The sequence below is a fragment of the Rhodococcus sp. P4_C10 genome (assembly GCF_056402135.1).
Map to the genome: position 1 here is coordinate 1 of NZ_JBFUHZ010000018.1, position 21799 is coordinate 21799.

Below are 21799 nucleotides of genomic sequence, written 5' to 3' on the forward strand. Positions count from 1 at the left end.
CGTCGGTGGCGCCGCGGCCCGCCGACGCGGCAGGTCCCGCCGGGCGGGCGCGCGCCGGGCGCCGCGTCGTCGGTGGCGCCGCGGCCCGCCGACGCGGCAGGTCCCGCCGGGCGGGCGCGCGACGGACGCCGCGCCCCATCCCCGTCGCGTTCGCGACGGGGATCCCGACCACCCGGGCTGTTGCCCGGACGTGACCTACCGCGTTGGCTCACAACCGGATTCCTTCGTCTGCGCTCAGTTCGCCGAGCCGTCGAAGGAGAAGCGCGGGAACGCCAGCTCGCCCGCGTAACGGGCGGCGTCGCCGAGGTTCTCCTCGATGCGCAGCAGCTGGTTGTACTTCGCGACGCGCTCGCTGCGTGCCGGGGCGCCGGTCTTGATCTGGCCGCTGCCGACGGCGACCGCGAGGTCCGCGATGGTGGTGTCCTCGGTCTCGCCGGAACGGTGGCTCATCATCGTCTTGTAGCCACTGCGGTGCGCGAGGTCGACAGCGTCGAGGGTCTCGGTCAGCGTGCCGATCTGGTTCACCTTGACCAGCAGCGCGTTCGCGGCGCCCTTGACGATGCCGTCCTCGAGGCGCTCCGGGTTGGTGACGAACAGGTCGTCGCCGACCAGCTGCACCTTGTCGCCGATCTGCTCGGTGAGCGCGACCCAGCCGTCCCAGTCGTCCTCGTCCAGCGGGTCCTCGATCGAGACCAGCGGGTACGCGGCGATCAGCTCGGCGTAGAAGGCCGACATCTCGGCGGCGGTGCGGACCTTGCCCTCGAACTTGTAGCCGGTGCCCTTGGTGTAGAACTCCGTGGCCGCGACGTCGAGCGCCAGCGCGACGTCGGTGCCCAGGTTCAGGCCAGTCTTGGCGATGGCCTCGATGATCAGGTCGAGCGCTTCCTTGGTGCCCGCGACGTCGGGGGCGAAACCGCCCTCGTCACCGAGGCCGGTGGACAGGCCCTTGGCCTTGAGCACGGCCTTGAGCGAGTGGTACACCTCGGTGCCCCAGCGCAGCGACTCCTTGAAGGTGGCGGCGCCGATCGGCGCGACCATGAACTCCTGGACGTCGACACCGGTGTCGGCATGCGCGCCACCGTTGAGGATGTTCATCATCGGGACCGGCAGGATGTGCGCGTTCGGGCCGCCGACGTAGCGGTACAGGTCCAGCCCGGAGGACTCGGCGCCGGCGCGGGCGACCGCGAGCGACGCACCCAGCAGCGCGTTGGCGCCGAGGCGCGACTTGTCCCGGGTGCCGTCCAGGTCCAGCAGGGCCTGGTCGACGACACGCTGTTCGGTGGCGTCCAGCCCGATGATGGCGGGCGCGATCTCGCCGAGCACGGCCTCGACCGCCTTCTCGACGCCCTTGCCGCCGTAGCGAGCTCCGCCGTCGCGCAGCTCGACGGCCTCGTGCTCGCCGGTGGAGGCGCCCGACGGCACCGCGGCGCGCGCGAAGCTGCCGTCGTCGAGCAGCACCTCGACCTCCACCGTGGGGTTGCCCCGGGAATCGAGGATCTCGCGAGCTCCGACCTGCTCAATGATGGCCACGGATGGTCTCCTTTTGGCGGCTTCGTTGTTGACGATTTTGCTCAATAGTGCCAGGTCTGAGCCTAACCGCAGCAACCGGCCGGATCAGGCGGTTGCGCGCGGTCACGGGCGGGTGCCGACCGAGTACGCGGCGGCCCGGTCGCGTACGTCCGACAGGTACTCGCCGGACAGGTTGTAGGCCATCAGTGCCCGCTGCCACCCGTCCGCGGTGGTCAGGTCCCCGCCCCGGGCGCAGAGGTACCGGGCCGCGGTCAGCGCGGCGTCGTCGATGTTGTCGGGGTCGACCACGCCGTCGCCGTTGGCGTCCACTCCCCAGCGTTGCCAGGTCTCGGGGATGAACTGCAGCGGCCCCATCGCGCGGTCGTGCACCGCGTCGCCGTCGCGGGCCCCGCCGTCGGTGTCCGGGATCTCCGCAACGCCCGGTCCGCCGTCGAGCGGGATCCCGCGGATCGGCGGGCTCACCGTCCCGTCCGGCGCGACGCTCGACCCTCGGTAGGTGCCGTGTCGGCTCTCCACCCCGGCGATGCCGGCGACGGTGGTCCAGCCGATCCCGCAGTCGGGCCGCGACTGCGCCATCACCGCGGCGGCGTACCCGTACGCCTCGAGCGCCAGGGTGCCGATGCCGAGGGCGTCGGGCTGCTCCTCGGCCCAGCCGCGCAGCTGCTCGGCGGCACGGCCGGGGGCGTCGACGTCGATCGCCGGGAGCGCCGCACCGGGTCCGGGCGGGATGCCCTCCGGGATCGCAACCCGGGGCGCGCCGCCGCAACCGGCCAGCGTCACCCCCGCGACGGTCACCACCGCCGCCCACCCGACGGCCCGCCTCTTCCGTGAATTCACTCGCTCCATCATCCACAGTCGCGGGCGCCCCGGGCGGCCAGTTCGTGCCGACACAGCAGAATCTGGCCTGCAGCGACGTGCTGAACGGGCACTGGGGCTCGACGCTGTACGGGGACGCCGGCGCGTCCGGGGACGGCTGAGACGTAGGAACTTGCGGTCAGTAGGCGCCGTCGGAGCGCAACACGGCACCCGCGGTCTTCCACAGGATCATGATGTCGAGGGTCATCGACCAGTTCTCCACGTAGCGCAGGTCAATCCGTACCGACTCCTCCCAGGAGAGGTCGCTGCGCCCGCTGATCTGCCACAGGCCCGTCAGACCGGGTTTGACGAGCATTCGCCGACGCACACCGCCGTCGTCGTACTTCTCGACCTCGGCGATCAGCGGCGGCCGGGGGCCGACCAGCGACATGTGACCGGCAACGACGTTCAGCAGCTGCGGCAGTTCGTCGATCGAGTACCGCCGGATGAAGTGACCCACACGCGTCACCCGCGGATCGTCCTTGATCTTGAACAAGACGCCAGACCCCTCGTTGACGGAGGACAATTCCGCCAGCCTGGTATCCGCGTCGCGAGCCATGCTGCGGAACTTGATCATCTCGAACGTCGTCCCGGCGCGGCCCACCCGCGTCTGCCGGTAGAACGCGGGACCGGGGCTGGTCAGGCGAACCGCACAGCCCACCGCGATCAGCAGCGGCGACATCGCGACCAGCAACGCGAACGCGAGCACACGGTCCAGCACGGACTTGACCACCCAGGCGGGTCCGGTGAAGCGCGGCGCGCTCAACTGCAGCAGCGGCGTGCCGGCGACCGGGCTGATGTGAAGTCGCGGACCGACGATGTCCATGAGCGCGGGCGCGATCAGCAGATCCGCGCCGGTACCCTCGAGATCCCACGCAAGCCGCTGGGTGCGCGACTGCGACCACCCGATCGACGGGAGGATCGCGACGGCGTCGAAGCCCCGCAGGGCCACGATCCCGACGATGTCCCGTTCGGTGCCGACAATAGGGACCCCGTCGACGTCGAGCGGCAGTTCCCCGGACGGGGCGGCACCCGCGAGGCAGACCGCCTCGACGTTCCACCCCGTGTGGGAGGCCCCCCTGGTTCGGTGGATCAGGTCCCGCACCGCCGCCTCGTCGCCGGCCGCGACCACCGACCGCAGGTACGCACCCGATCTACGACGCCGGTGGAGCCACTTGCGCAGCAGGTATCGACCGACCACCGACCCCGCAGCGGCGAGGGGCAGGGCGCCGAACACCCACGAATGCCCGCCCGCCGTCTCGACGGCGTATCCGACCACCGCCATCACTGCGATCACCGTCACGTAGGCCGATGCGACCCGGCGAAACTCTTCCGGTCCACAGCCGAGGATTCTCGGGTCCCAGGCGTGATTGAGCGCAAGGGCAAACAGCGCCAACAGCGGAACCGCCAGCGCAACAGCGAGATTGGCCCGGAGGTCGAGTACGGAAACGTCGTGGTAGACAGCCGAGACGAAAACGTCTGCCGCCAGCAGGCTCGCTATGTCGATGCCCAGCGCCACCCGTCCGTAACGAGATTCCCAACTGGGGCGGGGTGGCGCCGGCATCGGTATCGGAACACCCCAGGCTCCGTGCCGTTCCGCGGGTGCGTCGATCGGCCGTCCACATACCGGGCAGACGGCCCGTACCGGATCCTGCATCGGCGCGGCGTTTGCCCCCACACCGCCTCGCGTATCGCATTCGCACATCTGGAATGTCCAACTTTTTGGTATTCCGCCGCCCCGGCGAACAGACCAAAAACATACCTCAAGTTGGTTAGATCACTCAAGTCTGTGCATACACTCCTATTTGACTACCACTACCAAACTCTGCGCTCGCCTGCCGCTATGCCCGCGAGGGTTGCGGGTCCCCCACCCGAATTCGACCCGCACGGAGAAGCTCGCCGCATCGCTCCGCGGAAACCGGCCGACTGAACAGGTAACCCTGCGCTCGGTGACAGCCCAGCTCGAGCAGTGCGCGCGCGGCAACCTTCGTCTCGACACCCTCGGCAACCAGATCGAGGTCAAACGATTTCGCCAGTCCTACGATTGACTCGACAATCGCACGACCACTCGGGCTGTTCCCGAGATCACGCACGAACTCACGGTCGATCTTGAGCACGTCGAACCGCAGCTGCTTGAGCTGAGCCAACGAGCTGTACCCCGTCCCGAAGTCGTCGATCGCCACCCGCACACCGAGGTCGGCGAGCCCCTGCAGAACCACTCGCGTTCGGTCCAGGTCACCGACCACCACGTTCTCTGTGATCTCCAGGCACACATGGCCACCGTCGACCCCGTTCTCCTCGAGAATCCGCGCGACGATGTCGAGGAATTCGAGACCCACCAACTGTGCGGGCGACACGTTCACCCTCAGGGTGACGTCCAGCCCGGGAATCCCGGCCCGCCACTGGGCGTACTCGCGACACGCCCTACCCAACACCCAGGCCCCCAGCTCACCCGCCAGATTGGTCGACTCGGCAACCGAAATGAACGACTGCGGCAGCAGTAGCCCCAGGACCGGGTGGTCCCACCGCACGAGCGCTTCGACCGCAAGGATCTCACCGGTACGAAGATCGACCTCCGGCTGGTAGACGAGGTGGAGCCAGTCGTCCGTGATCGACGACTTGAGACTGAGCTCGATGATGTTCCGGATCTCGATCTCTTCGCGCATGTCCTCTGTGAACGCGACAATCGCATTGCCGCCCTGCGCTTTCGCCCCAATGACGGCCTGGTCCGCCTGCCACAGCAGGTCGGCGGCGGTGCAGTCACCAGGCATCCCCACCGCAATCCCGATACTCGCACTGCGACTGAAGGTGACGTTACCGAGCAACACCCATTCGTTGACGAACTGACTGATCCGCTCGGCCTCGTGGCGAGCATCGTCCAAGCCCACTCCCTCGCCGAGCACGACGACGAATTCGTCCCCACCCAGTCGTGCCACCAGAGCGTCGGGTGCACATCGACCGGTGAGGCGCGCACCGATCTCGACGATGAACCGGTCACCAGCGGAGTGACCGAGGAAGTCGTTGAGAGATTTGAGACGGTCCAGGTCGAGGAACAGAATCGCCACCGGCCCCGGGCTTCCCGGCGCCATCCGACTGTTGAGCTGGTCGAGCAGCGAGTGTCGGTTGGCGAGCCCGGTCAGCTCGTCGTGGTCGGCCCAGTAGTGCAGACTGTTTTCCGCGCGCACACGTTCCTGGACCTGGGTGAGCAGCGCGGCAATTGCCTTGAGCACGTTGATTTCCGCCGTGCTCCATTCCCGGTCGCCGAACTTGACGAACCCCAGTGTCCCGGTCGTCACCTCGCCGGAGAGCAGTGGCACCGCCACCATTGACGCGGCAAGGATGCCCGATGCCCGCCCAACGCGATCCTGGTACGCGGTGCTGCTTCCTCCCGGACGGGCGAGGATGACGTCCTTGAGATTTTCCGCGCTCGCGAACTCCGGGCCGGCATCGGCAAAATATACGATGTCGAGCGGATCCGGATCGGGCTTGTTCTCGCGTCGTGGCCACTCGGCGACCAAGACCGTCGCTCCGATCTCGTGGTCGTTTCGACGCAGGAAGCAGACATCGAGCCCGAAGTAGTCGACGACCTCATGCAGTACCTGCTCGGCACTTGCCACCCATGTCTCTGCCTGAGTTGCGGTCAGCAGGGAGGCGACCGAGGTGACGAGTTCCTCGAGCATTCGTGGTTTCACGGGAAGACCTCAGCTTTCGACTCGGAGCGATCGACGGCGGCTGCGAACCGACGGCGGAGGCGCGTGGCTCAGTCGCAGGACGAGCGCGAGAGCCTCCCGGTCGGTGACACCGAAGAGATCGAGCAAGGCCCGCCGACATTCGGCCAGCTCACCGGTGTGCTGTGGGGCCAGCTCCTCGAGATCACACCTGTGTACGCCGTACAGGAATACCGGCGACACCGGCTGCACTGCGAATCCCTCGTCCTCAGATGTGATCCACACGTTCTCCAGCGCCACGCCCCCACGGAAGTAGTCGATGTGCCGGATTCCACTGATGACCACTGCCGCGAGAGCCGAGCTGGAATTGACTCGATCACGCGTCGCATCCCCGAGGCCGCTACCCAGCCGCCACTCGGCAAGCTGCGCGGTGACATCGCCCCGGCGAACGATGCTCAGCGCCGCGAGATCCGTTGCGCCGAGCTCGAGCGAGCGGACGTCGATGCCGGTGCTGACGTCCTCACCCACCCAGCGCACCTCGCCCATCATTTCGCGATGCAACTGAGGCGCCAGGAACCGCACTCGATCGGACACGGCGAGCAGCTCGGCCGCCGAAGCGATGTCCTCCCTACCGGTGAGAACCGCAAGGCGCGCCCCTTCGTCCCGCGCCGAGGCCTCGAGCACCCCGATCGTCTCGGGATCGACCTGCCGCACCGCACCTGTCCTGCGGTTTGTGACGCGGCCGAGCACCCGCTCGTACCGGCTTGCGAGCACTTCGTCGGCGCCGGCACCGAAAGCCATCGTCACCACCGGCACCGAACCGTCCGAGACCGCGTCACCGTCGCCGAACACCTCGACCGGCCCCAGCATGTGGTGGGCGGCGGCCGCGACGCGCGCGTTGTAGAACGCCGCTCCGAGCGCGACGAAACTGCCCCGGAACTGGACGTCCATCGCCGACGTGCGGTCCGGATCCAGGTAGATCCGAAGATCGTCCGCGCCAGCAATCACTCGCCATGGCTGTGCGTTTCCGCCCGACGGCGCCGCATACGCGGCGCGGACGACCGCATTCACGGCGCTCTGCATCGTGCAGTCGACCGACACCTCGTCCGTGCGGTCGACATCGACCCGGGGAGCCGACGATGCCAGACCGTCGAGAGCCGCCTCCAAGTCGATGCGCACTCGACCCGACGGCAGCGACCGACCGGTCCCGAACCGCCGGACCGCAGTTGCCACGCTGGCACCGCCGAGCAGGACGTCGCCGCCGAGTTGGGGCCAGGTGGAGATCGTGGTGTCGATCTCCACCAGCGAAGCCCCCAACCGCGGAGACAACTCGTCTGCACCGAGAATCCCCAACACCGCCGGCAACTTCTCCCTCGACGTCAGGCCGGCCAACGATCGACTGGAGACCTCACCGAGAAGCCCGTGGAACAGCGGCCGGTCCGGCTCGAGGTCGAACCTCTCGACGTCCAGCAGTCCACGATCGCTGGTCTCCATCAAGACCGGAATTCCCCGGCGGCGCGCCTCCTCTCGCACCAGCACCTTCATGTCCAGCGAATCACACTCCTCGACAACGAGATCGAGCCCCTCCAGGAAGCTGCCGATGGTGTCTTCGGTGACGCCCTCGGGCCACGCCGAAACCCTCAGGTACGGGTCGATCTCCGAGATCCGGCGGGCGGCCACGACCGCCTTGTTCACACCGAGATCGAACACGCCGGCCGGAACCCGGTTGAGATTGGACAGATCGAGGGTGTCGAAGTCGGCAAGACGCATTGCACCGCAGGCACTCTCGAGTGCCAGTGCCACGGCCACTGCGTGACCGACACTGAGGCCCACCACGCCGACCTCGAGCGAGGCAAGGCGTTGCTGCTCGTGGTCGGTGACCTTGTTGCGGTTGCGGTCGAGCCGCAACCGCCGGAAAGACATCGGCCCGAGCACGTGGACCAGAGACCGGCGCCACGGGTAGTACGCCCAACTCGGCGCTTCGTCGGCCAGGGCCGGTGCCACCGACGTCACCAACGCCCGCAAGCTGGACCGCTGCGCGTCGATCGTGTCGTACACGACGCAGTCCGGATGAGCTCGAAGCTGGGCCACAGCCTGCGCATCCACTGCCCGTCGCTCGTCGAACAACGTCGCCGTGTGTTGTCCCGATGGATCAGTCACGACTCGCCGAGTCACACCGAACGACCCAACTCGACGAGGTCGTCACGGCCCGTGCGCGCCGCGGTCCCCGGCCTCGCGAGGCGGTGCGCGTCCGGGCCGACGGGCAGCTTGCGCCGATCCCACCACATCACCCGCGTGCGATAGCGCTCGTCCGGGTACGGGGTCGACGGAATGCGGCTGCTGACCTCTCCTCCCGACGAGGACCACAACTTCAGCACGTGATCTGCCGCAGTTCCCAACACGAACTGGACGTCGAGCAATTCGAGTCCCCACACGATGACATCGGCGAGCGATCGGGTGAGCTCCTTACGGTGCACGGCGCCGTCTGCGACCCATGCAGTTTTCATCTCGACCACGCCGAACGGGAGCCGGTCGGCAACCATCGCTCGCAGCTCGGATTCCCCCGGCCTGCCGGCCCATTCGCTGATCGCGTGGACCTGCTCCACCCGCGCGTGCGGCCCCTGTGCCCGCATCCCGCCGCTCACCGAACCGTCCGGTCCCACCGCGACGAAGAACAAGGTAGTCGACCTGCCGTCGCGGAGCTGCTCGTACTGCAGCGCCTCGAGCACGCCGTGTTTGGTGTAACTCGCGAGCGCTCCGGCCAGGTATTCCGACCACAGCTCGGGTTCCTCGTCTGGCCGCGCCGCGATAAATCGGTATTCCGACCGCGGGTCCCACACGCTGGTCTTTTCGAGTTTCTCCTCGGCCCCACAGATCACACTTGAAAGTGCACGGGTCATCACTGCCTCCAACTTCGGAATGTTCGAGTTCGGTCTTGAACCGGAAACCCGACCATCCGCGGAGCGTGCGCCCTAGGTCAGCGAGATGAAGAGTTCGACCCCGCTCGGCGCGCGGGTGATCTCGATTTCCTCGGCGAAGGCACGGTCGATCTTCCCTTCCCGTGCCGCGACCTCCGCCTGTTTCCACACATCTTCGATCGGATCATCGACAGGTCCGTCCGGAACGAACCGCGCGAAGTACCCGGCCGGCACCCGCACCATCACGTCCCCCTCCGCGAGATGCTCGGGACCATCGCATCGGTACCCGACGACCGCAATCGAGTCGCCCTCCGTGTTCGGGGTGTACACCGTCACGATCTCCGCCAATCCCCGTTCCAGGATGCGTTCACGGGTGAACTCCATCAGCCCTCCCGACCGCTCCCCCGATCCTGCATCCACATTCGGCAAGACCAGTCCTCCGACGTCGACCGCGCTGCATTTGACGATCTCAAAGCCCATGACAATTGCTCCGAGACAGTGAGCCGACCGCGATGTAGAGATCGATGCGGTACGCGTGCGGATAGCACTCGAAGGCGCCGGTGAATGCGCGGTCGAGTTGCCCCGCGTCCTCCGCCTCGCGCACCTGCTGCCACAGGTTGCTCACGACGTCGGGAAATTCTCCAGTCGAAAAGAACCGCGCGTACCGTCCGCCCGGAACCCTGGCCATGACATGGCCACGCATCACGTCCCCGATCGACTCGCACCGGTAGCCCACGACCTGGGTGTAGAACGATCCGGCCTCGGCGGCATGATCTGTGTAGATGGACGCCAGCGGTCCCGGCGGGTTCTGCCCGAGGACCGCGGACCAGGCTCGCTCGAGGTTCGGATCCCGCAGCATCCCCAACGGACGCTTGGGACTTCGCACCGGCAGGCCCCCCACGAAGGTTTCACCGAGTTCGACGAACTCAATCTCCCCTGACCGCATTTCAACCACGCTCCCTCCCCGGAACGGGTTCCCCCACGGCTCGCGACAGCTCCCGATCCGGTCACAGCAGATCCACCATAACCGGGTATTCGCACGACTGGGGAGACATAACTGAATGCCAAATTCCCTGTTCCACCCAGTGCTTTCAGTCACCAACTCGATCAATAAAAAAGCCAGGTCAAACAAACCTCAAGTACTTAATTTCCCTTGAAAGCGGGCCTGAAGTGTGGTTAGTTTGACGGAGTCCACCAGCCGAAGGTCCGGACGAGGGGAAGACAGGCGAATGCGGTGCAGACTGTGTGACTCGGACCGCCTCCTGAGCGTCCTCGACCTCGGCGCGACGCCGCCGTGCGAGCGATTTCTCACCGCCGCCGAGCTTGACGACCCCGAGCCCACATACCCGCTGCACCTGCGCCTCTGCACGGACTGCCTGCTGCTGCAGATTCCGGCGCTTATCACACCGGAAGACACCTTCACCGAGTACGCATACTTCTCGTCCTACTCGGACACCTGGGTCGAGCACGCTCGCCAGTTCGTGGACGAAGCAGTACGCCGACTGTCCCTCGACAGCAACTCCCTCGTGGTGGAGGTGGCCAGCAACGACGGGTACCTGCTCCAGCACGTCGTCCGGGCAGGAATCCCCTGCCTGGGGATCGAACCGTCCGTGAACGTCGGGGCGGCGGCCCGTGACCTGCGGGTGCCGACCCGGACCGCATTTCTCGACCAGGACCTGGCGGCCTCGATCCGTGCCGAACACGGGCCGGCCGATCTCGTCGTGGCGAACAACGTGTACGCACACATCCCGGATCTCCTCGGCTTCACCCAGTCGCTCCGCGCCCTGCTGGCCGACGACGGCTGGCTCAGCATCGAGGTCCACCACGCGCTGAACCTGGTCGGTCTCGGCCAGTTCGACACCGTGTATCACGAGCACTTCCAGTACTACACTTTGCTTTCCGCCGCTCGGGCCCTCGCCACCGCCGGGCTCGCGGTCGTCGACGTCGAATTGCTCCCGACACACGGAGGGTCGATCAGGATCTGGGCTCGGCCCGATTCGTACGGTGCTGCGCCGAGTGCTCGGGTACGCGAGGTCTTCCGAGCCGAGCAGCAGGCTGGGTTGCACGATGTCGACGGCTACCTCAGGCTCGCGCCGCTGGCGGAGTCCGTTCGCCACGACCTCCTTCGATTCCTCCTCGAGTGCCGATCCCACGGCAAGACCGTGGTCGGGTACGGGGCGCCCGGCAAGGGCAACACCCTGCTGAACTACTGCGGAATCCGCACCGACCTGCTCGAGTACACGGTGGACCGGAACCCCTACAAGCACGGCCGATTCACCCCGGGTACGCGGATCCCGATCCTCGAACCCGAGCAGATCGCCAAGGACCGCCCGGACGTCGTACTCGCGCTGCCGTGGAACCTCGAACCGGAACTCACCGAACAACTCCGATTCATCACCGAGTGGGGCGGCGAGCTGATGTTCCCGCTCCCGCGCCTGCACCCGGCCGCGCTGTAGCCGACGCGACCGCCGACATCCAACAACCCACCGGGAGGGACCAGCATGAAAGTCGTTCTGTTCTGCGGCGGATACGGGATGCGCATGCGCAACGACCGCAGTGACGAAATACCCAAACCCATGCAAATGGTCGGTCCCCGCCCCCTCCTGTGGCACATCATGCGGTACTACGCCCATTTCGGCCACACCGAGTTCATCCTGTGCCTCGGCTACGGATCCGCCAAGATCAAGGAGTTCTTCCTCGACTACCACGAGGAGCAGTCCAACGACTTCGTACTCCACAACGACCGGGTCGAGTTGCTGCACACCGACATCAGCGACTGGTCGATCACTTTCGTCGACACCGGCCTCGAATCCGCCATCGGCGAACGGTTGCGCCGGGTCCGCCGGCATCTGAACGGAGACCCCTACTTTCTCGCCAACTACGCGGACGTCCTCACCGACGCCCCGCTCGATCTGGTCGTCGAGAAGTTTCACGAATCGGGTGCCGCGGCGTCGATCCTGGTCGTCCCACCACAGTCCTCGTTCCACTGCGTCGACGTCGCCGACAACGGCGAGATCAAGGAGATCACCCCGATCAGCCAGTTCCCGATCTGGGAGAACGGTGGATACTTCGTGCTCAGCCAGGAAATCTTCGATCTGCTGCCGCCGGGCGGAGACCTCGTCGCGGACGTGTGCCAGACCCTCGCCGGGCAGGGCCGGCTCTTCGGCTACCGGCACGAGGGCTTCTGGAAGCCCGCGGACACCTTCAAGGAGCGCGCCGAACTCGACGACAGCTACGCCCACGGCGACCACCCGTGGACGGTCTGGGACCACTCACAACCCGTCCCACAGCCATGATCGACCTGCATCCCTCGACCATCGGTGAGGTCGCCGCGCTCGGGGCGCACTGCGACGACATCGCCATCGGGGTCGGCGGCACCCTGTTGACCCTCGCCACCGCGATCCCGCATCTACGGGTCCGCGCCTTCGTGCTGTCGGGGGATGATTCGGGGCGCGAGATCGAGGAGCGCCACGCACTCGCGGCGCTGTGCCCGGACGCGGATCTCGAAATCACCGTCCTGGACGTCCCCGACGGGCACGCGCCCGAGTACTGGGGTCCGATCAAGAGTGCGCTCGAGCTGTTCCGGAGGGAAGTCGCCCCCGATGTGGTCTTCGCACCACAACGCGGTGATGCGCACCAGGACCATCGGCTGCTCGCGGAGCTGGTACCGACGGTCTTCCGCGACCACCTCGTACTGGGCTACGAGATCCTCAAGTGGGAATCGGACACACCGCGGCCGACGGTGTTCCACCCACTCACCAAGAAGGTCGCGGAGGAGAAGGCCCGTGTCCTGCTCAAGCACTACCAGTCACAGGCCGAGCACGACTGGTTCGACGAGAGCGCCTTCCTCGGCCTCGCACGCCTGCGCGGGGTGCAGTGTCATCGAACGCTCGCCGAGGCGTTCGTGGTGGAAAAGTCGATGATCCGATTCGGAGGGGCGTGACATGAGGGTTCTCGTCACCGGTCACCAGGGCTATCTCGGCACTGTCATGGTGCCGGTTCTGCGCACGGCCGGCCACGACGTGGTCGGACTCGACTCCGGGCTGTTCGCCGACTGCATTCTCGGGTCGGCACCCGTCGACCCCCCGGGCATCGAGGTCGACATCCGTGATGTCAGCGAGAGCCACCTGTCGGGGTTCGACGCGGTGATCCACCTGGCGGCGCTGTCGAACGATCCGCTCGGGGCCCTCGCGCCCCGAATCACCTACGACATCAACCACCATGCGTCCGTTCGCCTTGCGCGGCTCGCCAAACATGCCGGCGTCCGGCGCTTCCTGTACGCGTCCACCTGTTCCGTGTACGGCGCGGGGGGCGAGGACCTCGTCACCGAGAGCGCGCCGCTGCGCCCGTTGACGCCGTACGCGGAGAGCAAGGTCCGAGTCGAGGACGACGTCGCGACCTTCGCCGACTCCGGTTTCTCCCCCGTGTTCCTGCGTAACGCAACCGCTTTCGGCTTCTCACCGCGACTGCGTGCGGACATCGTGCTGAACAATCTCGTCGGGCATGCCGTACTCACAGGCGAGGTTCGGGTGCTCTCCGACGGAACGCCCTGGCGGCCGCTGGTGCACGCGCGCGACATCGCGTCGGCGTTTGCCCGAGCCCTGGTCGCGCCGATCGACGCTGTGCACTGCTCGGCATTCAACGTCGGCACGGAGGCAAACAACCTCACCGTCGCGCAGATCGCCGCGGCCGTGGTCGACGTGGTGCCGGGGTCGAGGCTGCTGATCACCGGGGAGAGCGGACCCGACCTGCGTTCGTACCGGGTGGACTTCTCGGCCATCCGCCGCGCGCTGGGCTTCGAGGCGGCGTGGAGCATCCCGGACGGTGCCGCCGAACTCTGTCGGGAGTACCTGGCCGCAGGCTTGACCGAAGCGGACTTCACCCGGCGATTCGTCCGACTTGCCCACCTCGAAAACCTCAGGACATCAGGGCTTGTCGACCAATCACTCCGATTCCAGACCGTCGGCTCTCGTCATGGCTGAGGTCAGCGACGTGTCATTGTCAGAGTGTCTCGAGAAGGTCCGACCAACGACCGGCACGGGCGTCCCTCCCGCTGACAAGAGTGACCGGCAACGGCCAGTCGATGCCGAGATCGGGGTCGTCGTAGGCAACGGCAACGTCCTCGGCGGGGTCGTGCGGCCGGTCGATCCGATAGCAGACGTCCGCGGTCGGGGTCAGTGCCTGGAAACCGTGAAGGAACCCCGGCGGGACGTACAGGTGCCGGAACTCGACGTCGTCGAGCACGAAGGCCTGCTGCGCGCCGAAGGTCGGCGACTCTCGTCGGATATCCACCAGCACGTCGTGCACCGCCCCGTGCGCGCAGCGCACCAACTTGGCCTCACCTCGCCCCGAACGTCCATGCATTCCACGGATAACGCCGAGCACCGAGCGAGATTGCGAATCCTGAATGAAGGCCGCAGTCTCGACCCCTGCCTGCTCGCCTATCCGCGCATCGAACGTGCGGGTGAACAGTCCCCTGTCGTCCCGGAATGGCTCGGGGCGGAACACCAGAACATCTGCAAGGTCGGCCTTTTCGACGTGCATACGCCCATCCTGCTCCCCCTCCGCCCTCGATTCCACCGATCCGGCGACATCGGAGGAACGTGATGCAATGCCGAGGGTGCGGATCCACCGCCACCGACCGGGTACTCGACCTCGGTCGAGTACCGGCCGCGGATCATTTCCCGCTCTCTTCGACCCCGGTGTCTCCGGACGAGGCGTCCCACCCGTTGGCGATGGAACTGTGCCATGACTGCGGACTCGCCCAACTCGCCGAGGACGACACAACCACCGACGAACCCCGCGGCGTCGAGCCGCAGGCACTGAAGGACCAAGCCGCCGAGGCCGTTCGAACAGTCGACGACGCTGGTTGGCTGACAGGTGACACCGTTCTCGAATTCGGCAGCCCGCACGGCGGCAGTTGGCTGCCGTTGCTGACGGACCGCGGATTCCGGGGACCGCAGCCGGGACACCCGGCTTCGGTGGTGTTGGACTGCTTCGGCGTCATGCACGAGCCAGATCAGCGGGCCGCATTCCGGCGTCGAGCCGAAACCACGGCAGCAGACGGAATCCTGCTGGTCCAGTTCCACTCCCTGCGCGCGATCGTCGAACATGTTCAATGGAATGCCTTGCGGCACGGCCACTTCGCATACTACTCACTGACAGCCCTGCGTCGACTGCTCGCCGCTGTCGGCATGTTCCCATGCGCCGCCTGGGCATTCGACCTCTACGGGGGAACCGTTCTCGTCGCCGCGCAGCACGAATCGTGCCCGCAATCCGACATCGTCCGAGACGTCCTCGCGGCCGAACGTGCTCTCGGCATGGACGATCCGGCCGTCGTGGGTACGCTGCAGCCGGCCGCTGACGACAACACACGGGAACTTCGCGAGTGGCTCAAGTCGATGGCCGACCTCGATCGGCGGGTCTATGCATACGGCGCAGCATCCCGAGCCGTCGCACTGTTCACTCGCGCTGGGATCGACCGCCGACTCATTTCTGCGGTCGCCGACGCCTCCCCCGCCAAACAAGGCCGGCGCATGCCAGGCACCGACGTGCCCATCATCTCCCCCGACCAGCTCCTCGCGGCCGATCCGGACTGGGTGTTGCTCACCGTTCCCGACCTGCTTCCTGAGGTACAGCACCTGTTCCCTGCTCTGCGTGGCCGGTGGATCGTCGACCGATCCGGCGGCGAGGCGCGGCGGGTATCGACGAATACGCACATCGGGCAGGGGCAACCACAATGAGTGTAAATCCGCCGCCCTGGCCCCGAATGTTCGTCGACCAGGTCCCCGTCGACCTGATCGATCGCAAGTCCGCGATCTCGTTGATCTTCGATGTACTCACGACCGCCGGACCATTGGCCGTCGCGTCCGCGAACCTGGACCACATTCACCACTTCGGCCGTGACGCCTCGTGGGCGGGCCGGCCACCGGCCGTGCCCTCGGCGGGAGCGACTTCGGAACTGAGGTGGCTCACCCTCCTCGATGGTGTCCCGCTGGTACACAGGGCGAAGTCACTGACCGGCCGCGAGTGGCCGAAGCTGTCCGGCAGCGACCTCATATACCCAATTCTCACGCGTGCGGAGGCCGACGGTGTCCGCATCGGCTTCCTCGGCGGATCCGCTGAGACGCACGAGCGATTGCGCACGGTAATGGCCGTGCGGCGGCCCGCACTCCAGATCGTTGGAACCTGGGCGCCCGATCGGTCCGAGTTGACCGATGCCGTTTCATCCGCGCGAATCGCCGCGCAGATCCGCGCGGCCGAGGTGCAGATTCTAGTGGTCGCGATGGGAAAGCCACTTCAGGAGAACTGGATTGCCCAGTTCGGTGCCGCCACAGGCGCACGGGCGCTGCTGGCGTTCGGTGCGGTGGTGGACTTCCTGTCGGAACGGATCCCTCGGGCCCCGCAATGGGCGACGAACAGCGGACTCGAGTGGGCTTGGCGACTCGGTCGAGAGCCTCGGCGACTTGCACACCGCTATCTGGTCGAGGCACCGCCCGAGCTGTTTCGTCTCGAGTTTCGGGCCCGTGCCGTCTCGGCGACCCCCGTCACGGAGGGAGGACGACAATCGTGGTGACGCGCACTGGTGCGGGTTCCGACGCGCCTCGTCAACCTATCGAGCTGGGCTGGTCGCTTGGGCTGACCTCATCGGCGTGAACAGAACTCGACCTGCGAATTCGTGGCATACCGGGTCCACCAACCTGTCGAGGCATGTCCGACCCGCCGCACAGCACGATCCCAGCGAGCGGCGCTCCCACCGTTCGCAGTTCCTCGGCGGCAAAGGTGAGGTCACGCCGCCGAGTTGATCCAGGTACGACAACGAGGAGAACACTGTCAGCGAGTTCACTCAGTACCGTCGCTGGACTGGTCGACGTCACGGGTGTGGAGTCGATGACGATGTGGGCGTAGGCGGTCAGCAACCTGGCGACCAGCCGCCGCATCGCGGTGGCCGCCAGCAGATCATCGCGACTTTCCCCTCCGTCTCCGGCGGGCATCACGTCCGGGAGTCCGTCGACGCCACGTCGAATCGTATTCGCCGCCGTTGCCGATCCGGCCAACACGTCAAACAGCCCGGGGCCGGGCTCGGCGGCGATCCCCAGATTCGCCAGGTTGGTCTGGACGACGATCACGAGGTCGCCACCGGCTGCGAGGGTGCGCCCGAGGTTCAATGAGAACACGGCGGTATCTGTTTCCCCGTCGGCACAAGTGACTACCCACACCTGCGCCGACTCGCCGGCCTGGTCGGAACTGGATACAGGCGGGCGCAGTCGCATGCTCAGGCGGCGGTACCCCTCGAGGTCCGACCCGTCGGCCGCGGGCGTCGACGCGACGACTCCGATCACCGGCAGGCCCGAGGCCGCCGCGGCGCGGTCCGCGGTCCTGACGATCGGATCCGTGCGGTCTCGGATCCACACCGCTACCGCCCCCAGTACCAAGCCCACGAGCGCGCCGATGGCGCCAAATGTCAACGGTCCGGGAAGTCTCCTGTGCGGCGTGCTCGCCGAGGTTACGACGGTGGTGTGCACCTTCTGGCCGTCCACACCGGTGGGTGTCTCGAGTGCGCCGGTGTACGCGATGAACTCGGCGGCAAGCGTGTCGGCAAGCAGTCGCGCCTGGTCCGGTGACGTGTCTGCCACGGCGAGGTCGATGACCGTGGTCCTCGGCGGCACGATCGTGGCACTGACATTGTCAGCAAGTTCCCGCGCCGACTGCGACAGCCCCAATTTGTCGACGACACGCTGGTTCACGGCCTCAGTGGTCAGCAGTTCGACGTAGGAATTGACGCGTCCCCACACCACCTGATCGTTCTCGTACGCGGTGGCCGTCGCGGACCCCTGGATCGACACCAGCAGTTGGGTGGTCGAGGCGTACTTCCCCGGTGCGAGCAGCGCGCCGCCCACACCGACGACGACGCACGCGAGCAGGACAGTCAGAAACAACTTCCAGTGCAGCCGGACCGCGGCGAGGAAGGTTCTCACATTCATCTTGCACTCGTCCTTTCCCCGGACCGAAACGCCTTGACGGCACTCGGCTCGGGCGCCTGGTCGACAATCACGGCCACCGTCGTCGCCGCCGGCAGGGACGCTGACGTGTCGAGCAATTCGTCCTCCGTGGTCACACCGTGCCGAACAACCAGAACAATCGTGCCCGCCGCGCCGACGATCGCGTCTGCCGTCACGGCCGACGGGCAGGTGAGCACCACCCAGTCGTAGTGCTTGCGGAGCTCCACCACGATGGCGAGTACCGCGTTCGGGTCGATCGGGTCCCTCGGAAAGTCGGTTGCGCTGCCGGCCCCCAGCAGTGGTCCGTTCCCCGAGTCCTGCACTGCCTCCAGCGCAACAGCATGGCCGAGAAGGACGTCCATGACGCCCGGAAGCCCTTGAACACCACAGAGTTTCGTCAACTCCCAGGAGGCCTGATCGAGATCGACCAGGATCACAGAGTCGCCCTGGACACGCAGCGCGTCGGCCAGCACGACAGCTGCCGCGGCGGTCGCCGACCTGGCTGCGGGCTCGGCGACCGCGATGACGCCTCGGTCGGGATCGCCCATCACCGAGAGCAGGCGACGCCGAATGAGACGGGCGTTCTCGGTGGCCGTCCCGGCGTGCACATCGCCGATCGTGCCGAGCACCGGCCTGCCGGTGATGCGGGCGGCGTCGCGCGGATCACGGACCGAGCGGTCGAAGATCGAACGCAGCACCGCGCCGGTCGCCCCGAGGAGCATCCCGACCAGGCCCGCCCCGAGCAACACCGCCAGTGGCGGCGCTCCCCAGAAGCTGACCCGGGTGGGCAGACTCGGTTGGTTGACGACGACGAGTTCCGCGCGGGGCACCACTGAACCCGTCACGGTTTCGAGCGCGTGCACTGCCGCCGCATACTCGGGCAGGAACACGGTGAGGGTCCGCTGGGCCTCTCCGGCGGTCGGGGCATCGACGGCGACATCGATCAGCACGGTGCCCGGCCGGTTGGTCGCCGTCGTCCGCTCGGCGAGAGTTTCGGGTGCCAGATCGATGCCGAGATCTCGCACGACACTCGTGGCCAGGTCGGTGCTGCGGGCCAGCTCGACGTAGTTACCGGCACGGTGCTGGGCGTACGTGTCACCGCCGTCGACCGCACGGCTGACGTCCCCGGGTGTTCGGATGAAGACGGTCGCCGTCGATCGGAAGAGCGGCGGCGCCAGCAGCAGGGCGACCACAGCGGCCCCGACACCCAGGAGCATCCCCCACGCCAGCCAGCGCCATCGCTCGCGGAGTACCCGCACGTAAGCGTGCAGCGCGGTGCTCATGGCGAGGGGACCATGCCATGAGAGACGAGCGATGCCACCAGGGCCGCGCCGAGCTCTCCGTCGCCGCGGGGATTGGGGTGTTTCCCGTCCGAGGCGAGCAGGTCGGCGGTGTCGCCGCCGGCAAACGGCGCGTCCGCGATGGGGTCGAGGAAGAGGACACCATCGGCCGCCGGGTCGGATTCGAGGCGGGCCATGAAGTCGTCGTCGAATCCCAGGTCGTCACGAGGGGTGGCGAGGTACCTGGGTCTGAGGAACACCACCTTCGCGGCGGGCCAGGCCCTACGGGCCTCTCCGATCGTGAAGGCCATTGCCTTGAAGACGTCCTCGCCGGGCGCGAAGAGGTCGTTCCGGCCACCGTCGAGGACGACGATGTCGGGCTGGTACTGGTCCGCCAGCTTGGGGATGCGTTCGGAGAAGGAGGTCGAGTCCCCGACGTACTCGTTGACGACAAAGCGATTGGGCGGACCGCCGCTGATGTATCCGGTCCCCGGCACGGCCGAGAGGTCGCAGTGCCACCGCATCCGGACCGCCGCCAGGCAGGCATAGGACATTTCCGCCAGTGGTCCGCTTCCACCCGTGTACGAGTCGCCGATGAACAGGACGGCCGGCGGTGCCCCGGGATCGGCATGCTGTCGCTCGATCTGTCCGGTTGCCGGCGCCGCCACCGGCGGCGCGGCGTCGAGGGACACGACGACCACAGCCAAGCCGGTCAGCACCGCCGTGGCGAGCGCGATCAGGGCCGCGTCCAGTCGCCGTCGCCGCGTCATCGGACCACCTCCGTACGGACCCACGCCGCGACTCTGTCCGCGAGCAGGGACTGTCCCTCGTCCGTGGGGTACGCGAGGTCTGCCTGCATCAGACGAGGCGTCAGCCACGGGGGATCGAGGGCATCGAGGTAGGGGACGCCGGTCGACTTCGCGGCGGACTGGACCGCGTCGGACACCCGGCTCACCGCCTCCGGCACCGGGGTCTCGTACCACGTCGGTCCGATCACAAGGGGTCTCTCACCGCCGAGAACGATCTTGTGAATTGCGGCGGTGGCACCCGCGTTGATCGGAGCCGCCTCGGGGAATCCGGTGTCCTTCAGGCCGCCGACCACCAAGATGAAATCGGGGTCGGCGCCTCGGGCCCGGTCCACCTGATAGGTGAACGCGTATCCGCCCACGCCGTCCGCCAGGTAGCCGGCGCCGGGAAGCGCGAAGTTCGACACGGACCACCCGGTGCGCTGGGCCAGCAGGGTTGGCCACACCACCCGATTCTGACGTCCGGCGGTGTAGTCGTCTCCGACGACGGCGATCCGCAGCGAACGCGGAGGTGCTGCCTCCTCGTTGCTCCTTCGCGCGATCGCCGAGGCCGCCGCCAGGGCTGCGACCAGGATCACTGCCGCAGCGGCCGACACGATCGGGAGGGCGCGGCGCCGGCGAGTCACGACGAACCCTCGACCAGGTCGGTGTAGGTGGCCAACAGCCGGTCGGCGATGGCATCCATGCCGAACTCGCGGTGCACCGTCGATCGGCCTCGCCGCCCCATCTCCACGGCCCAGGAGCGGTCCCCGAGCAGGGTCCCAACCGCGGCTGCCAGCGCGGGGGCCGTGGGATCGGTGACGATTCCGCTGCCGGTCCGGCTGACGGTTGGTGCCAGCCCGCAGTCGTTCGAGACGACCACGGGAACCCCGACGGACATCGCCTCGAGCACCGACATCGGATACGGCTCGCGGACAGACGGAAGGACGTACACACTGGCCGCGGCCATCCGACGTGGGACTGCTGCCGAGTCGAGCGCACCCTCCCAGACGATCCGCGGGTCAGCCCCGATCGACCTGCGCAGTGCTGTCCCCTCACCCTCGTCGGGCCCGACCAGTGTGAATCGCGCATCGACACCGCTGTCCAGCAGGAGTCGCGCCATCTCGACAAACGCCGCCGGGCGCTTACGCGGATGCATGCGGGCGGCGAAGAGCACCTCCGGCGTGCCGGAGTCGACGGCGTCCGGGGTCGAGTGCGGCACCCCGTTGCCGAGCTCCATCAGTCGCAGCGACCCTCCCCCGACGGCGACGAGTTGTTCACGCTCTGTCGGAGTCAGGTAGAACACGGTTCCGGCGCCGCGGAGCACTTTGTGTGTCCACACCCCGTCCAACGGGCCGGCGAGCGGATGTCCGGACGGCGCGACCATGCCGTGAGTCTGCAGTGCGTAAGGGACCCCGTAACGCCGCGCTGCCACCGCCAGCGGCAGCACCACCAGGTCGCGGCCGAGGTGGATGTGGACCACGTCAAACCCGGCGCGGTGCCTGCGGAACCAGCGTCCGAGCCCGGGCGCACCGACGCCCGCGAACCCGGCGCCGGGGACGAGAGTGCGGGCGCGGAACAACCGAACCGGGACCTCGCCGAGCATGGTCGGCACGACCGGATACCCGCGAGTGCCTGCCGCGATGATCGTCTCGTGTCCACGGCGAATCAGCTCCGCACTCTGGTTGAGAGCGACGCGGGCGGGCCCGCCGTACGCCCCGTCTGGGCTGATCAGCGTCACCACCTGCAGGATTCGCACGA

21 protein-coding genes are annotated in these 21799 nt (G+C 67.3%); 7 read left to right on the forward strand and 14 right to left on the reverse strand.

What is annotated here, in order from left to right:
- The coding region (locus AC1DWC_RS14565; RefSeq protein ID WP_477909073.1) for a hypothetical protein at positions 1–194 on the forward strand (194 nt) is incomplete at its 5' end.
- A 40-nt stretch (positions 195–234) separates the two neighbouring features.
- Here AC1DWC_RS14565 and eno read toward each other — a convergent pair.
- From eno to AC1DWC_RS14605, 8 genes are all read right to left on the reverse strand, one after another.
- Positions 235–1530 (reverse strand): phosphopyruvate hydratase, encoded by a 1296-nt coding sequence (gene eno, locus AC1DWC_RS14570; RefSeq protein WP_477909075.1) that lies wholly within the window; start codon positions 1528–1530, stop codon positions 235–237.
- A 102-nt stretch (positions 1531–1632) separates the two neighbouring features.
- On the reverse strand, positions 1633–2376 hold the full coding sequence (locus AC1DWC_RS14575) for a lytic transglycosylase domain-containing protein (protein WP_477909236.1): 744 nt from the start codon (positions 2374–2376) through the stop codon (positions 1633–1635).
- A gap of 148 nt (positions 2377–2524) precedes the next feature.
- Positions 2525–3949, reverse strand: coding sequence for a sugar transferase (locus AC1DWC_RS14580; protein WP_477909077.1), 1425 nt, complete (start codon positions 3947–3949; stop codon positions 2525–2527).
- Between the two features lie 277 nt (positions 3950–4226).
- Positions 4227–6065 (reverse strand): putative bifunctional diguanylate cyclase/phosphodiesterase, encoded by a 1839-nt coding sequence (locus tag AC1DWC_RS14585; protein WP_477909079.1) that lies wholly within the window; start codon positions 6063–6065, stop codon positions 4227–4229.
- Between the two features lie 21 nt (positions 6066–6086).
- A complete protein-coding gene (locus AC1DWC_RS14590) occupies positions 6087–8213 on the reverse strand; it encodes an Rv1355c family protein (protein WP_477909081.1) in 2127 nt (708 codons plus the stop codon).
- A gap of 11 nt (positions 8214–8224) precedes the next feature.
- Positions 8225–8953 (reverse strand): hypothetical protein, encoded by a 729-nt coding sequence (locus AC1DWC_RS14595; RefSeq protein ID WP_477909083.1) that lies wholly within the window; start codon positions 8951–8953, stop codon positions 8225–8227.
- 72 nt (positions 8954–9025) lie between these two features.
- Entirely contained in the window at positions 9026–9355 is a 330-nt protein-coding gene (locus AC1DWC_RS14600) for a hypothetical protein (RefSeq protein ID WP_477909085.1), read from the reverse strand.
- 85 nt (positions 9356–9440) lie between these two features.
- Positions 9441–9917 carry a GyrI-like domain-containing protein gene (locus tag AC1DWC_RS14605; RefSeq protein WP_477841876.1) on the reverse strand — a complete coding sequence of 159 codons (477 nt, stop codon included), beginning with the start codon at positions 9915–9917 and terminating at the stop codon, positions 9441–9443.
- A gap of 283 nt (positions 9918–10200) precedes the next feature.
- On the opposite strand from AC1DWC_RS14605, the gene AC1DWC_RS14610 reads away from it, so the two are divergent.
- From AC1DWC_RS14610 to AC1DWC_RS14625, 4 genes are read left to right on the forward strand one after another with little or no spacing between them, the layout of a single operon-like run.
- On the forward strand, positions 10201–11427 hold the full coding sequence (locus tag AC1DWC_RS14610; RefSeq protein WP_477909087.1) for a methyltransferase domain-containing protein: 1227 nt from the start codon (positions 10201–10203) through the stop codon (positions 11425–11427).
- Positions 11428–11472: 45 nt separating this feature from the next.
- Entirely contained in the window at positions 11473–12267 is a 795-nt protein-coding gene (locus tag AC1DWC_RS14615; protein ID WP_477909089.1) for a glycosyltransferase family protein, read from the forward strand.
- Positions 12264–12914, forward strand: coding sequence for a PIG-L deacetylase family protein (locus AC1DWC_RS14620; RefSeq protein ID WP_477909091.1), 651 nt, complete (start codon positions 12264–12266; stop codon positions 12912–12914). Before AC1DWC_RS14615 ends, AC1DWC_RS14620 begins: the two co-directional genes overlap by 4 nt.
- 1 nt (position 12915) lies before the next feature.
- Positions 12916–13953, forward strand: coding sequence for an NAD-dependent epimerase/dehydratase family protein (locus AC1DWC_RS14625; protein ID WP_477909093.1), 1038 nt, complete (start codon positions 12916–12918; stop codon positions 13951–13953).
- Positions 13954–13972: 19 nt separating this feature from the next.
- Here the strand turns inward: AC1DWC_RS14625 and rfbC are convergent, their stop codons facing one another.
- Positions 13973–14515, reverse strand: a complete 543-nt coding sequence (gene rfbC / locus AC1DWC_RS14630; RefSeq protein WP_477909095.1) for a dTDP-4-dehydrorhamnose 3,5-epimerase — start codon at positions 14513–14515, stop codon at positions 13973–13975.
- A 59-nt stretch (positions 14516–14574) separates the two neighbouring features.
- On the opposite strand from rfbC, the gene AC1DWC_RS14635 reads away from it, so the two are divergent.
- A complete protein-coding gene (locus tag AC1DWC_RS14635; RefSeq protein ID WP_477909238.1) occupies positions 14575–15714 on the forward strand; it encodes a class I SAM-dependent methyltransferase in 1140 nt (379 codons plus the stop codon).
- 26 nt (positions 15715–15740) lie between these two features.
- Positions 15741–16547 carry a WecB/TagA/CpsF family glycosyltransferase gene (locus AC1DWC_RS14640; protein ID WP_477909097.1) on the forward strand — a complete coding sequence of 269 codons (807 nt, stop codon included), beginning with the start codon at positions 15741–15743 and terminating at the stop codon, positions 16545–16547.
- Positions 16548–16578: 31 nt separating this feature from the next.
- On the opposite strand, the gene AC1DWC_RS14645 is transcribed toward AC1DWC_RS14640, so the two are convergent.
- From AC1DWC_RS14645 to AC1DWC_RS14665, 5 genes are read right to left on the reverse strand one after another with little or no spacing between them, the layout of a single operon-like run.
- On the reverse strand, positions 16579–17955 hold the full coding sequence (locus tag AC1DWC_RS14645; RefSeq protein ID WP_477909099.1) for a Wzz/FepE/Etk N-terminal domain-containing protein: 1377 nt from the start codon (positions 17953–17955) through the stop codon (positions 16579–16581).
- A complete protein-coding gene (locus AC1DWC_RS14650) occupies positions 17952–19256 on the reverse strand; it encodes a hypothetical protein (RefSeq protein ID WP_477909101.1) in 1305 nt (434 codons plus the stop codon). Before AC1DWC_RS14650 ends, AC1DWC_RS14645 begins: the two co-directional genes overlap by 4 nt.
- The gene (locus AC1DWC_RS14655; RefSeq protein ID WP_477909103.1) at positions 19253–20023 is read right to left on the reverse strand and encodes an SGNH/GDSL hydrolase family protein; all 771 of its coding nucleotides are present in this window, start codon (positions 20021–20023) and stop codon (positions 19253–19255) included. The genes AC1DWC_RS14650 and AC1DWC_RS14655 overlap by 4 nt, the downstream gene beginning before the upstream one ends.
- Positions 20020–20685 (reverse strand): SGNH/GDSL hydrolase family protein, encoded by a 666-nt coding sequence (locus tag AC1DWC_RS14660; RefSeq protein WP_477909105.1) that lies wholly within the window; start codon positions 20683–20685, stop codon positions 20020–20022. Before AC1DWC_RS14660 ends, AC1DWC_RS14655 begins: the two co-directional genes overlap by 4 nt.
- Positions 20682–21797, reverse strand: a complete 1116-nt coding sequence (locus AC1DWC_RS14665) for a glycosyltransferase (RefSeq protein WP_477909107.1) — start codon at positions 21795–21797, stop codon at positions 20682–20684. The genes AC1DWC_RS14660 and AC1DWC_RS14665 overlap by 4 nt, the downstream gene beginning before the upstream one ends.
- Positions 21798–21799: the final 2 nt, after the last annotated feature.